General features: G+C 70.7%; 16 protein-coding genes. 5 read left to right on the top strand and 11 right to left on the bottom strand.

Annotated elements, in window-relative coordinates; all coding sequences use genetic code 11:
- Positions 1 to 37 precede the first annotated feature (37 nt).
- The 4 genes from AB0259_RS00495 to efeB all read left to right on the top strand — a co-directional run bounded on the left by AB0259_RS00495 (position 38) and on the right by efeB (position 5,072).
- Positions 38 to 1,471 (top strand): helix-turn-helix domain-containing protein, encoded by a 1,434-nt coding sequence (locus AB0259_RS00495; protein ID WP_366221263.1) that lies wholly within the window; start codon positions 38 to 40, stop codon positions 1,469 to 1,471.
- Positions 1,472 to 1,621: 150 nt separating this feature from the next.
- On the top strand, positions 1,622 to 2,554 hold the full coding sequence (gene efeU, locus AB0259_RS00490; protein ID WP_366221265.1) for an iron uptake transporter permease EfeU: 933 nt from the start codon (positions 1,622 to 1,624) through the stop codon (positions 2,552 to 2,554).
- A complete protein-coding gene (gene efeO, locus AB0259_RS00485; RefSeq protein WP_366221267.1) occupies positions 2,551 to 3,780 on the top strand; it encodes an iron uptake system protein EfeO in 1,230 nt (409 codons plus the stop codon). Before efeU ends, efeO begins: the two co-directional genes overlap by 4 nt.
- On the top strand, positions 3,777 to 5,072 hold the full coding sequence (gene efeB, locus AB0259_RS00480; RefSeq protein ID WP_366221269.1) for an iron uptake transporter deferrochelatase/peroxidase subunit: 1,296 nt from the start codon (positions 3,777 to 3,779) through the stop codon (positions 5,070 to 5,072). Before efeO ends, efeB begins: the two co-directional genes overlap by 4 nt.
- Positions 5,073 to 5,169: 97 nt before the next feature.
- Here the strand turns inward: efeB and AB0259_RS00475 are convergent, their stop codons facing one another.
- The 11 genes from AB0259_RS00475 to AB0259_RS00425 form a co-directional block, all read right to left on the bottom strand.
- Entirely contained in the window at positions 5,170 to 5,346 is a 177-nt protein-coding gene (locus AB0259_RS00475) for a CsbD family protein (protein WP_018188814.1), read from the bottom strand.
- A gap of 58 nt (positions 5,347 to 5,404) precedes the next feature.
- Entirely contained in the window at positions 5,405 to 6,019 is a 615-nt protein-coding gene (locus tag AB0259_RS00470; RefSeq protein WP_366221271.1) for a hypothetical protein, read from the bottom strand.
- A complete protein-coding gene (locus AB0259_RS00465; RefSeq protein ID WP_366221272.1) occupies positions 6,016 to 6,600 on the bottom strand; it encodes a DUF6286 domain-containing protein in 585 nt (194 codons plus the stop codon). Before AB0259_RS00465 ends, AB0259_RS00470 begins: the two co-directional genes overlap by 4 nt.
- Positions 6,597 to 6,992 carry a hypothetical protein gene (locus tag AB0259_RS00460; protein ID WP_366221274.1) on the bottom strand — a complete coding sequence of 132 codons (396 nt, stop codon included), beginning with the start codon at positions 6,990 to 6,992 and terminating at the stop codon, positions 6,597 to 6,599. The genes AB0259_RS00465 and AB0259_RS00460 overlap by 4 nt, the downstream gene beginning before the upstream one ends.
- On the bottom strand, positions 6,992 to 7,180 hold the full coding sequence (locus AB0259_RS00455; protein ID WP_366221275.1) for a DUF2273 domain-containing protein: 189 nt from the start codon (positions 7,178 to 7,180) through the stop codon (positions 6,992 to 6,994). Before AB0259_RS00455 ends, AB0259_RS00460 begins: the two co-directional genes overlap by 1 nt.
- Complete coding sequence (locus AB0259_RS00450; protein ID WP_366221276.1) at positions 7,177 to 7,650, bottom strand: Asp23/Gls24 family envelope stress response protein; 474 nt, start codon at positions 7,648 to 7,650, stop codon at positions 7,177 to 7,179. The genes AB0259_RS00455 and AB0259_RS00450 overlap by 4 nt, the downstream gene beginning before the upstream one ends.
- Before the next feature lie 139 nt (positions 7,651 to 7,789).
- Positions 7,790 to 8,104: a hypothetical protein gene (locus AB0259_RS00445; protein ID WP_251583060.1), complete on the bottom strand. Its 315-nt coding sequence runs from the start codon at positions 8,102 to 8,104 to the stop codon at positions 7,790 to 7,792.
- A 2-nt stretch (positions 8,105 to 8,106) separates the two neighbouring features.
- Entirely contained in the window at positions 8,107 to 8,688 is a 582-nt protein-coding gene (locus AB0259_RS00440; protein ID WP_366221277.1) for an Asp23/Gls24 family envelope stress response protein, read from the bottom strand.
- The gene (locus AB0259_RS00435) at positions 8,685 to 9,236 is read right to left on the bottom strand and encodes an RNA polymerase sigma factor (RefSeq protein WP_366221278.1); all 552 of its coding nucleotides are present in this window, start codon (positions 9,234 to 9,236) and stop codon (positions 8,685 to 8,687) included. Before AB0259_RS00435 ends, AB0259_RS00440 begins: the two co-directional genes overlap by 4 nt.
- Positions 9,237 to 9,340: 104 nt before the next feature.
- Positions 9,341 to 10,390: a winged helix DNA-binding domain-containing protein gene (locus AB0259_RS00430; protein ID WP_366221280.1), complete on the bottom strand. Its 1,050-nt coding sequence runs from the start codon at positions 10,388 to 10,390 to the stop codon at positions 9,341 to 9,343.
- A gap of 7 nt (positions 10,391 to 10,397) precedes the next feature.
- Positions 10,398 to 10,739, bottom strand: coding sequence for a DUF6054 family protein (locus AB0259_RS00425; RefSeq protein ID WP_251583031.1), 342 nt, complete (start codon positions 10,737 to 10,739; stop codon positions 10,398 to 10,400).
- Between the two features lie 169 nt (positions 10,740 to 10,908).
- Between AB0259_RS00425 and AB0259_RS00420 the strand changes: the two genes are divergently transcribed.
- Positions 10,909 to 12,567 (top strand): thiamine pyrophosphate-binding protein, encoded by a 1,659-nt coding sequence (locus tag AB0259_RS00420; protein WP_366221281.1) that lies wholly within the window; start codon positions 10,909 to 10,911, stop codon positions 12,565 to 12,567.
- Positions 12,568 to 12,573 lie beyond the last annotated feature (6 nt).

Here is a 12,573-nt window from a genome sequence, read left to right as displayed (position 1 = left end):
GGTAAAAATCTGCGATTCTTTCGCTAAAATCAAGATCATGGCGACCCCCATCCAGCTCTCGACGCTCGGTCACCGCATCCGCCACCATCGACAGGCGCACGGCTACACGCTCGACGAGCTCGGCGCGATCGTCGGCATCGCGGGCAGCCAGCTGAGTCTCATTGAGAACGGCAAGCGCGAGCCGAAACTGTCGGTGCTGCAGGCCATCGCGACCGCGACGGGCACCGATGTCACCGATCTGCTGTCGAATGAACCGCCCAATCGTCGCGCCGCCCTCGAGCTGGAGCTGGAGCGGGCACAGCAGAGCCCGGTCTTCCGCCGCCTGGGCGTGCCCCCGGTCAAGGTCACCAAGACCATGTCCGACGAGACGATCGAGGGGATCCTGGCGCTGCACCGCGAGCTCGAGCGCCGCGAGCGGGAGTCGATCGCGACCCCCGAAGAGGCGCGCCGCGCCAACACCGAACTGCGACTGCGGATGCGGGAGCAGAACAACTACCTCCCCGACATCGAGAAGCTGGCCGAGAAGAAGCTCAAGGCGGCCGGGCACACGACCGGGGCCCTCACGCACCGGACGGTGAGCATCATGGCCGAGCAGCTCGGTTTCGAGCTGATCTACGCGAACGACCTCCCGCACTCGGCACGATCGGTCACGGATCTGGAGAACGGCCGGATCTATCTGCCCCCGGCATCCATTCCCGGCGGACACGGCCTGCGGTCGATGGCCCTGCAGGCCATGGCCCACCGGCTGCTCGGCCACGCCCCGCCCACCGACTACGCCGATTTCCTGCAGCAACGACTGGAGATCAACTACTACGCCGCCTGCTGCCTCATGCCCGAGACGGCGTCGGTCGCCTTCCTGTCCCAGGCGAAGAAGGATCGCAATCTCGCCGTCGAGGACTTCCGCGACGCCTTCGGCGTCACCCACGAGGCGGCGGGGATGCGGCTGACGAACCTCCTGACGCAGCACCTCGACATCCCGCTCCACTTCCTGCGTGTGGACGGGGCGGGAGCAATCAACCGCGTCTACGAGAACGACGGACTCCCCCTGCCGATGGATGTGACCGGCTCGGTGGAGGGCCAGGTCGTCTGCCGGAAGTTCGCCGCGCGGTCGGCGTTCGCCGAGCAGAACCGCACGACCGAGCATTACCAGTACACCGACACCCCCGGCGGCACGTTCTGGTGCTCGAGCCAGACAGGGACGACGACCGAAGGCGAGTTCTCGATCACGGTGGGCGTGCCCTTCGACGACGCCCGGTGGTTCCGTGGGCGTGAGACACAGAAGCGCGCCACGTCGACCTGCCCCGACGAGGCCTGCTGCCGTCGTCCCGACGCGGAGCTCACGGGGCGGTGGCAGGGCAAGGCGTGGCCGAGTGCCCGCGTGCACATGCAGATGTTCTCCCCGCTTCCGCGCGGGATGTTCCCCGGGGTGGACGACGGCGAGGTCTACGCGTTCCTCGACCGTCACGCGTGAGCGCCGTCTTGGAGGGCCGAGCATCTCGGGTGTACGCTCACGCGGTGAGGTTCGCCTAACCTAAGTCGCATCCGCCTCCGGGCGGCTCTGCGGAGGGCTGCGACGGGGCAGCGGGCACCGGCCTCACTTCCGTACACCCGAAGAGAACCCGTGCTCGCCACCTTCCTCATGGGCCTCCGCGAAGGCCTCGAAGCCGCCCTCGTCGTCGGCATCCTCGTCGCCTACCTCACCCGGATCGGCCGTCGCGACGTCCTCCCCCGCCTCTGGGCGGGTGTCGGGCTGGCGGTCGCGCTCGCCCTCGCCATCGGCGCCGTCCTCACCTTCGGCGCGTACGCGCTCACCTTCGAAGCTCAGGAGCTCATCGGGGGCGGCCTGTCGCTCGTGGCCGTCGCGATGGTCACCTGGATGATCTTCTGGATGCTGCGCACCGCGCGGACGATGAAGGCACATCTCGAGGGCGGTGTCGACCGAGCCCTGGCCACGAGCGGTTTCTGGGGCATCGTCGCGATCGGGTTCGTGTCGGTCGCCCGCGAAGGCATCGAGACGACGCTCCTGCTGTGGTCGATGGTGCAGTCCTTCGGCGATGCACCGTCCGCCCTCCTCGGCGCGCTCCTCGGCCTCGCCGTCGCCGCTCTGCTCGGCTGGCTGCTCGCCCGCGGGATGGTACGCCTGAACCTCCGCCGCTTCTTCGCCTGGACGGGCGGCTTCCTCGTGGTCGTCGCCGCCGGGGTGCTCGCCTACGCGTTCCACGACCTGCAGGAGGCGGGCGCCCTCCCCGGTCCCTTCGGCGCCTCGGCGACGATCGACCCCGCGACCGGCGCGGTCGGCGTCGGATGGGCCGGGTTCCCCTTCGGCTGGGCGTTTGACCTGAGCGCTCAGGTCGCCCCCGGAGGCACCCTCGCCGCGATCCTGCAGGCGACCGTCGGCTTCATGCCCGAGATGACCTGGCTGCAGGTGATCGCCTGGGCGCTGTACCTGGCCGTCGTCGGCTCGTTCTTCGTCCGCGGCGTCGGAGGCCGCCGTCGTCCGGAGGCAGCGGCATCCGCCCGCCCCCTCATCCCCGCACCTCAAGGAGCATCATGACCCGCACCCGCCGCGCACCCGCCGTCGCCCTCGCCGCCCTCGCCGCCGTCGTCCTGTCGGGATGCGTGGCCAAAACCGAGGTCGCGAGCGCTGACGCGCTCACCGTCACCTCCACCGACTCGTCGTGCGACATCTCGACGACGACGGCGACCAGCGGCACGCTGACGTTCACCGTCTCGAACAAGAGCTCGCAGGTGACCGAGTTCTACCTGCTCGCCGAGGACGGCCTGCGGATCATCGGCGAGGTGGAGAACATCGCTCCGGGGGCGGAGCGGACGCTCACGGTGGTCGCCCAGCCGGGTGAGTACAAGACCCTCTGCAAGCCGGGGATGGTCGGCGAGGGCATCGGCCGGGCGGACTTCACGGTCACCGGCGATGCGATCGCGGCCACCGGCGACGACGCCGAGCAGAAGACGAAGGCCGTCGACCTCTATGCGGCCTTCGTCAAGGACCAGGTCGAGCAGCTCGTGCCGGCCGTCGACACCTTCGTGACCGCCTACGAGTCCGGCGAGGATGGTGAGGCCCGCGCGCAGTTCCCGGCGGTCCGCGCGTACTACGAGCGCATCGAGCCCGTCGCGGAATCGCTCGGAGACCTCGACCCCCGGATCGATTACCGCGAGGTCGACGCCGTCGCGGAGGGCCTCGACTGGACCGGCTTCCACCGCATCGAGAAGGACCTCTGGGTGCCGGAGAAGGACGCGCTGAACGCCGACGGCGAGACCCCCGCCTGGCAGGACTGGGCCCCCTCGACGGACGCGCAGCGCGCTGCATTCGGCGACCAGCTCATCGCCGACGTGGCCGAGCTGAACGACTACGTGCACTCCGACGCGTTCCAGCAGGCGCTCGACGCACAGGGTGTGGCGGGGATCTCCAACGGAGCCATCGCCCTCTTGGACGAGGTCGCGACCGGCAAGATCACGGGTGAGGAGGACTGGTGGTCGGGCACCGACCTGTCGGACTTCGCGGCCAACGTCGAGGGCTCGAAGATGGCCTTCTCGCTCGTCGAGGAGCTCACTGCCGCCACCGGCTCGGACGGCGCAGCGCTCGCGACGGAGATCACCGGCCGCTACGACGACCTCGAGGCGGCTCTGGCCGAACACGGCTCCCTGACGAAGGGGTTCGTCGCCTATCGCACACTGACCGACGACGACAAGCGCACGCTGACGGACCTTCTCAACGCGCTCGCCGAACCGCTGTCGCGGCTGACCGCCACCGTCCTGCAGTGACCGCAGAGGAGACGGGGTCCGAAGACGCGGTGCGCCCCGGACTCAGCCGCCGAGGGCTGTTCGGCCTCGCCGCGGGCGTCGGCGCTGCGGGCCTCGCCCTGGGCGCCGGCGGCGGAGCGTGGGCCGCGAACTCGATCGCGCGCGCCGGCGCAGCCGGAGGTCCTGTCCACCCCTTCTTCGGGGAGCATCAGGCCGGCATCACGACCCCCGTGCAGGATCACCTGCACTTCGCGTCCTTCGACATGATGGAAGGCGCAGATCGAGCCGACCTGCAGTCCCTGCTGCAGGACTGGAGCTACGCGGCGGCCCGGATGACGCAGGGACTCGAGGTCAGCGCGACCGGGGCAGTCGGCGGATCCCCCGAGGCGCCGCCCGATGACACCGGCGAGGCGCTGGGGCTGCCCGCATCCGCTCTCACCATCACCTTCGGATTCGGCCCCACCCTCTTCGAGGCCGCGGACGGGACCGACCGGTACGGCCTCGCGTCGCTGCGCCCGACGGGGCTCGCGAAGCTGCCCGCGTTCCTCGGCGACGACCTGGACCCGGCGCGGTCGAACGGCGACCTGTGTGTCCAGGCGTGCGCCGACGATCCGCAGGTCGCCGTCCACGCGGTCCGGAACCTCAGTCGCATCGCGTTCGGCCGCGCCCGCCTGCGTTGGTCGCAGCTGGGGTTCGGCAAGACGTCGAAGACGACCGCTGCGCAGACGACACCGCGGAACCTCTTCGGGTTCAAGGACGGCACCGCGAACATCCTCGCGGACGACACGGAGGCTCTCGCCGAGCACGTCTGGGTCGGAGACCAGGACGAACCCGCCTGGCTCGCCGGTGGGTCGTATCTCGTGGCGCGGAAGATCGCGATGCTCATCGAGACGTGGGACCGCGTGCGCCTCTCGGAGCAGCAGCGGATCATCGGGCGCGACAAGTCCGAGGGGGCCCCGCTCTCCGGCGGCACCGAGACGACGGCGCCCGACTTCAGAAAGCGGGATGCCGCCGGCTCCCCCGCCATCGACGCGACATCCCACGTGCGCCTTGCGCATCCGGATATGAACGGCGGCGTCCGGATCCTGCGGCGAGGCTACAACTACGTCGACGGCGACACCGACCTCGGCCGGTTGGACGCGGGGCTCTTCTTCCTGTCGTACCAGCGCTCCCCGGAGCAGTTCATCGCACTGCAGCGGGCACTGTCGACGGATCTCATGAACGAGTACGTGCGTCACGTCGCATCGGGGGTCTGGGCGATCCCCCGCGGCGTGGGCGCGGGGTCATACGCCGGTGCGGAGCTGTTCGCCTGATCAAGGAGAACAGCTCCGCACACGGTAGGGCGAGGAGCACACCCCCACGTGCTCCCCGCAGACTCGCGCTGCCCGAATCGCGCGAGGCTGGTGAAGGTCAGTCCTTCTTGAAGGCGTCCTTCACGTTCTCTCCGGCCTTCTTGGCGTCGGCCTTCGTCTGGTCGGCCTTGCCCTCCGCAACGAGCTTGTCGTTGTCAGTGGCCTTGCCGATGGCTTCCTTCGCCTTGCCGGCGATGTCCTGAGCCGCGTTCTTGATCTTGTCGTCGAGTCCCATGAGGGTCTCCTTTCTGTGTGGGTGGGTGAACCGGTGCCTGGTTCGAGGTGTGGATGGGTCAGCTGACCCGAGGTGCGTCCGAGGCGAGCCTGCTGCGCAGACCGCCGTGAACGGAGACGAAGGCGGGGGTGTCAGTGCCCGTGACGGCGGCGAGGCCATCGACGAGACGGTCGACGTGGTCGACGATGCGGCGGGGGTCGGCGCCCTGACGCGCGGTGACGCTCACGTGGAGGACGGGTTCGTCCTTGACCGTGTGCGCCGTGACCGACGCAGCCACCACGTCGTCCTGCCGGCTCAGCGAGTTCGTCACCGCGTCGGCGGCGAACGACTCGGTGACCGTCACCCGGCCGAGCGGGTTCTGCGCCCCGCTCGAGCGGAGCACCGTCTTCGAGCGGCGGCTGATGAGGGTGGTCATCGCGGCGATCAAAATCACCGCGACGAGCACGGCGACTGCGGTCGCGCCGATGACCGCCCAGCTGAGGGTCGTCCCGCCGATCGCGGTCGCGTCGCCCGACGAGCGCAACGCATCGGCCACGGTGGAGCCGGACGATGTCCAGACCTCGCCGACTGCGGGAATCGCGGCGGCGGTGGCCGCAGCACCCCCGGCGATGAGGAGCACGAGCCCGACGAGGAAGAGCAGGGTGCGGTTCAGCGCACGATTGGTGTCGTTCATGCCGACTTCTCCTCTTCGTCGGAGCGTTCGATGCGAACGCGGGTGCGGACGGGACGGGCGAGCTTCACCGCGGCGATCTCCGCTGCGGTGACCGACTCCAGGTGGCCCTTGTCGATCGGGATGCCGGCTCCCGGCCGGACGGTGACGTCGATGCTGCGGTGGGCCACGCCGACCGTCACGCGGTCGCGGGCGAGGCCGGTCTCGTCGCTCACCCGCTTGGCGAGCGAGGACGCGAGCACACCGTTGTCGATGACCGCGGCACGGCCCCCGGCATCCACTTCGTGCTTGGACAGTCGTCCCGGTGCGAGAGCGAGGACGAGCAGCCACACACCCAGCGCGGCGACGACCAGTCCGCCTGCCACGGCGGCAGCGACGGGGACGTCGGTCGGCACGGCGGCGACCCATTCCAGCGCCACCATGGGCCGGACCAGGAGGGGCGGCAGCGCGGCGAGCGCGAGGATCAGTTCGACCGCGACGTACAGGGACGCCAGGACGGCCAGCAGGACGACGAGTGCGAAGGCGACGCTGCGCGGCGAGTGGGTCTCGCGGCGTACGACGCGACGCAGCACAGGAGTGGTCATCGCACACGCTTCCTTTCCGGTGTCAGGGCACCTGTCACGGTGATGTCCACCCGGGCGATGTCACGCCCGAGGAGGTGGGTCAGTCGGTCGCGCAGCTGCTCCTGCATCTGCGCGGCGCGCTCGAGGACGGGGACGGTGCTGCGCACCGCGTCGACGTCATCGAGGTCGGGGACCGGCAGCGGACTCGAGACCTTCAGAGCCATGCCGTCCCGTCGATCGGCGACACCCACGGAAACCTTGCCCCGCGGGACGCCGATGACATCGGCGGACACCGCCCGCGCGATGCCGACGAGCACACGCTCGGCGACATCTGTACGGCCGGCGACGCCGGGCTCCGCGGCAGCGGGTCGCGAGGACCCGCCGACCGCGGTTCCGTCGGTGTCGATGCGCATCAGGACGTACGCCGTCCCGTGAAGGCGTCCGTCACGGCCCGCAGATCGAGCTGGCCGGACGCGACGCGTCCGATCACAGCGCCGATCGCCATGAACAGGCCCACGAGCAGGAAGCCCCAGAACCCGAAAACGAGAGCGGCGACAGCGAGTACGGCGCCCAGGACGGCGCCCTTCATCGTGGCACTCATGAGACGCGGGACTCCTCGTGCTCCTCGTCCTCGTCACCCGGGATGTGGACGTCGTCGACGGTCACGTTGACCTCGACGACCTCGAGTCCGACGAGGCGGGTGATGGCGCCGGCGACCGCGTCGCGGACCTGAGCGGCGACCTGGTGGACCGGCGTCGGGTACTCCACGACGATGGTGAGGTCGACGGCCGCCTGCGTCTCGCCGACCTCCACCTTCACGCCCTGACCGAGGTCGGTCGCGTTGATGGCGTTGCGGATCGCGCCGATCGCACGGGCTCCGCCGCCGCCGAGGGCGTGGACTCCGGGGATCTCACGGGCGGCGATGCCGGCGACCTTGGCGACGACGCCGTCGGCGATGACCGTGGTGCCGTTCGTGGCGGACGAGGTTTCGTCGAGCGCGGGCGTCGTGCGGTCCACACGACCGGCACCCGGGGTGACGGGAGCGGTGGTCTTGGTGGTCTCGGTGGCCATGATTCTCCTCTTTCTCAAACGATCGGGTGACGCCCTCGCGGTGCGTCGTGGGCCGCTGTCGTCGGCCTCGTACATAAGAGGGCCGGGCGTCCCGATTCGTCACAAAAAAGTTCGGAGAATCTTCGAACGGGTTCCGAGGTCAGTGGATACGGGCGATCTGGATGCTGATGCGGGCGTCGTCGGGAGTGTTCGCCAGGAGCGCGTCCGCGACCCGACGGGCGGCGTCGGGGGTGCTGTCCTGAGACGCGGTCGCGATGCGTGCGGCGACCAGCGGCACCCCGTCGCGGACCGTCACCGCGACCTCCGCCATCCGGTCGTCGGCTCTGCCTGCCGCGGCGGCGATGAGGCCCGGAATGCGGCCGACCGCAGATCGCGGCGAGTAGACATCGGTCACGCCGTCGACCGCACGGACGCGGGCGACGAGGTCGGGCTGGTCGGCGAGCGGCTCGGACATGCTCACTCCTCCCCTTCTGTGCCGTGGAGCTCCTCGACGGCGACGTTGACAGCGGTGACGTTGAGCTCGGTGTGCTCGGCGAGCACGCGGTAGACGAGTTCGCGGAGCGAAGCGGTCAGCTCGGGGATCGACCGCCCCCACGCCACGGACGCGGTCAGGTCGATCCGGACGGGTGCGCCTGGCGTCTCGGCATCCCCGATGATCTCCGTGCGCCCGAGGTAGATCCCGTCGAGGGAGTCCGCACGTGAACGCACGAGGGAGCGCACGGCACCCTCGGTCACGGTGATCGTCACGCGCGGGTCCGGGTGGTGGATCGGGAAGCTCCGGCCGGCCCGCAGCTCGGAGTGGATGACGGAGAGGATGCCTTCGAACCAGCTCTCGGGCGGCCGCGGCATCCGTTCGGCATCGTCGGCGACGAGGTCGCGCGAGAGCTGTCCCACGCGCTCGAGCGCTTCGACGGCGTTGAGGCAGTCCGGGCAGGACTCGATGTGCGGATCACGCGGCGTGCGGCCGGCTTCGACGTAGCTGCTGAGCTCGTCGATGGTGCGACCGCAGTCGAGGGTCGAGGGGTCGTCGTCGCTCATCGCCACCCCTCCATCTCGATCGCGATGCTCGCCCGCGCACGTGCGAGCAGTCCTCGGACGGTGCTGTCGGTCATGTTCATCTCTTCTGCGATCTCGGCGTAGCTGAGCTCCGCCACTTCACGGAGCAACCAGCATCGCCGTTGATCCTCCTTGAGTCGATCCAGCGCGCGGGACAGCGCAGCGAGTCGATCGTTCTGGATGGCTGCGCGCTCCGGCTGCGCCTGTGACGACGGGGGCAAGGTCGCCTCGTCGAGAGCATCCTCTCGCGACCTGCGGGTCGCGAGGGCGAGCGCCTCGCGCCCGGCGATCCGCATCAGCCACGACTTCACGGCGGACGGGTCGCGGAGAGTGGGGAGCTGCTTCCAGGCCGTCACGAAGGCGTCCTGGACGACGTCATCGGTGTCGGCCACGGACTTCACGATGCGGTAGACGTACGCACGCACCAGCGACGCGTGCCGTCGCAGGATCTCACCGAACGCAGCGGTGTCTCCGTCGACCGCACGTTGGACGAGGATGCGGTCGGGGACGTCGTGCAGCGGAGAGACCATGACGCGCTCCCTCCGGATGCGGCCTCTTCGAGAGGGCCGCGTGAGGAGAAACTAACCGGGCGCGTATCACCGCAAGAACTTCTTGCGCATCCGTTCACGACTCGCTACACGAAGGCGAAGAATCCCTGGGCCCGGGCGAGAGCGGTGTCGACGCCGCGGCGCGACTCGCCGGGGAACAGCACCGCCTCCGCCTCCCCGGTGGACCCCTTCGCCAGCGAGAGCCGCCACGTGCCGATGGCGACGCCCTCGCGCAGGAGGACGGCGCGCATCATGCCGTTCGCCGTCGGACCGACGCTCACCCGGTCTCCCGCGCCCAGAGCGATGGAGCGATCGGCGTAGGACAGCGTGTACTCGTCGAACGCGGGAAGGGCCAGGGTCTCCGAACCCGCTGCGAAGCGCGACCCGGGGGTGTCATCCGGCGCGGCGAGGAGGCCGCCGCCGACGGCGGCCACCCGGTGACCGGCGCGCTCGACGGCGGCGCGGGCTGCTCCGGCAGGGATCCCGGCCCACCAGGCGAAGTCGGTCGACGACGCCGGCCCGTGCCCGCGCAGATAGGAGAGGAGGAGGTCGACGGCCGGGTCCTCCCCCACGGCGCCACCGACGGGGAGCAGCACGAGGTACTGCTCGCGGGTGACACCGTCCTCGCGCGGGACGACGGGCCCGAGTGCCAGCACACCGCGGAAGGACAGGGCGAGCAGGATGCCGTTCGCCTGCCTCGCAGACCCCGAGAGGCCTTCGCGCTCGAGCGCGGCCGCGAACTCCGCTCGCGTCACTCGGCCCTCGACGGCCACCGCGGCTCGGAAGACCCGCTCGGCCTTCTCGACGAGAGCGGCGTCCGCACCGAGCGCTCGCAGCTGCCGCTCGCCGGTGACGGCGAGGATGCCGGGAACCGACGACGGCGCGACGATGTGCAGGGTGCCGCGCTGGGTCCAGGCGCGGACGATCTCGCCGTCGTCGAACGCACGGTCGACATCACCGACGGTGAGATCGCCTGCGGTCCGGATGCCGAGAGCCCAGCGCCCTGCGCCGAGGTCCTGCGCCTGCACCGCGTGCAGATGCCGCACCACGTCGCCGACGTGGGCGGCCGGAGACGCGAGCAGGTGCGACCGGAGGCGGCGCGCCCGCACCTCTGCGATGTCCGTGGGCCCCGGCATCCGCTCGTCAGACCGTCTCGTACGGTTCGAGGGCGTCGACCACGGTCGATGCGAAGTCGGCGCTCGCGCCCCAGTCGAAGCGGAAGAGCGCGCCCTCTCCTCCCCCGGAGCCGCGGAAGACCGCGGTCGTCGGACCCGCGAGGTTCTCGATCGCGACGGTCAGCGACGCGCGACTGCTGGTGCGCATGTAGTACTTCTCGAAGATCAGCAGCGCCATCTGATGACCCGCCTCGGTCGCCGTCGCATGCTGTCCGACGCACTCGACCGTCATCCCCGACGACTGCACGTGGTCGAGGACGATGCGTGCCGCGTCGAAGGGAGCGAGGCTGATCGTCATCGTCTGCAGCATGTCCGCAGTGTGACACGCTGGCGTGCGTGGCGCACGCGTCGTGACTACACTGAGTGCCGTCCAGTGCCGAGACAGGCCCTGGTGCTCGGAAAAGGGGCACGCAGCCACCCGCGACGCCGCGGGAGCGAGACACATACGGCATCCGTCGTCATCGTCTCCAGGAGCTCCCATGCCCACCGTCGCCGCCCACGTCGCCTCCGCGCTCGCCGCCCACATCGACCACGTCTTCGGCGTGATGGGCAACGGCAACGCCCTCGTCCTCGACGCGCTCGAGCGTCGCGAGGACGTCACGTTCACCGCCGTCCGTCACGAGGCCGGCGGGGTCGTCGCCGCCGACGCCCATCACCGCGCCGGGGGCGGACTGGCCGCCGCGACGGCGACGTACGGCGCGGGCTTCACGAACACCCTCACCGCGCTCGCGGAGGCCGCGCAGGCGCGTGTGCCGCTCGTCCTCGTCGTCGGCGACGAACCGACGTCGGGCCCCCGACCGTGGGACGTCGACCAGCTCTCGCTGGCGTCGGCTGTGGGCGTGCGCACGTACACGGTGGGGCGCACGGATGCTGCGGCCACCACGGTCATCGCGATCGAGCACGCGCTCTCGTTCCGCGTGCCGGTCGTCCTCGCGATCCCGTACGACGTCGGCGGCCGGGACGCCGGCGGGATTCCGGCGACGCCTGATCCCGTGCTGCCGGCGCCCCTCGCCCCCACCGGGGCACACGCCGAGGCGACCGTCCGCGCGATCGCCCGCGTACTGACCGGGGCCGAACGTCCGCTGCTGCTCGCCGGGCGGGGTGCATGGGCCGCGGGGGCCGGCGACGAGCTCGGGGGTCTCGCCGACGCGGCCGGCGCGCTCACGGCATCGACCGCTCTCGGCCGGGGAATCTTCCCGCGCGCCGAGTTCGACCTCGGGGTCACCGGCGGCTTCGGCGCCGAGGCGGCCATGGCGACGATCCGCGAGGCCGATGTCGCGGTCGTCTTCGGTGCGTCGCTCAACCAGTTCACGATGCGCTTCGGCAGCCTCTTCGCCCCCGACACGATGATCGTGCAGGTCGACGTGGCACCCGCGGCGACGCACCCGCAAGTCGGTCGGTACCTGCGGGCGGATGCCGCGCTCGCCGCCCGTGCGATCGCCGACGAGCTCGAACGGCTCGGCCGCACCGCGTCACGCTGGCGCGACCGGGTGGACGTCGCTGCGCTGCGGGGGCGGGAGGAGGGCGACGGGCTCGCTCCGGACGGGCGGCTCGATCCGCGCAGCGCCGCGGCGGCGATCGCGCAGCTGCTGCCCGAGGACCGCGTCGTGGTGTCGGACGGCGGACACTTCATCGGATGGGCGAACATGTTCTGGCCGGTCGCCTCACCCGACCGGATGATGATGGTCGGCACGGCGTACCAATCCATCGGCCTCGGTTTCCCCTCGGTCCCCGGGGCGGCGATGGCCCGGCCGGAGTCCACGATCGTCCTCACGACCGGCGACGGGGGTGGGCTCATGGCGATCGCCGATCTCGAGTCCGCCGTGCGGGTCGCGCGCGGGCGGGGACTGGCGATCGTGTGGAATGACGGAGCGTACGGAGCCGAGGTGCATCTCTACGGCGTCATGGGGCTCGCGCGCGGTCCGATGGAGATCCCCGAGGTCGACTTCGCCGGTCTGGCCCGCGCCGTCGGCGCGGAGGGCGTCGTCGTGCGCACGCTCGACGACCTCGACGCGCTCGCGCGGTGGCGAGACCGCCCGGCGGAGGACCGTCCGTTCCTGCTGCTCGACCTGCGCATCTCCGGCGCCGTGCGCGCCCCGTACCAGGAGGAGATCCTGCAGGTGAACCTGCGCCGCTGAGGGGCG

Origin of the sequence: Microbacterium sp. NPDC080005 (assembly GCF_040702445.1) — a bacterium.
Classification (GTDB): domain Bacteria; phylum Actinomycetota; class Actinomycetes; order Actinomycetales; family Microbacteriaceae; genus Microbacterium; species Microbacterium oleivorans_D.
Note: the sequence above shows the minus strand (reverse complement) of the source record. Positions and strands in the feature narration are given on the sequence as shown.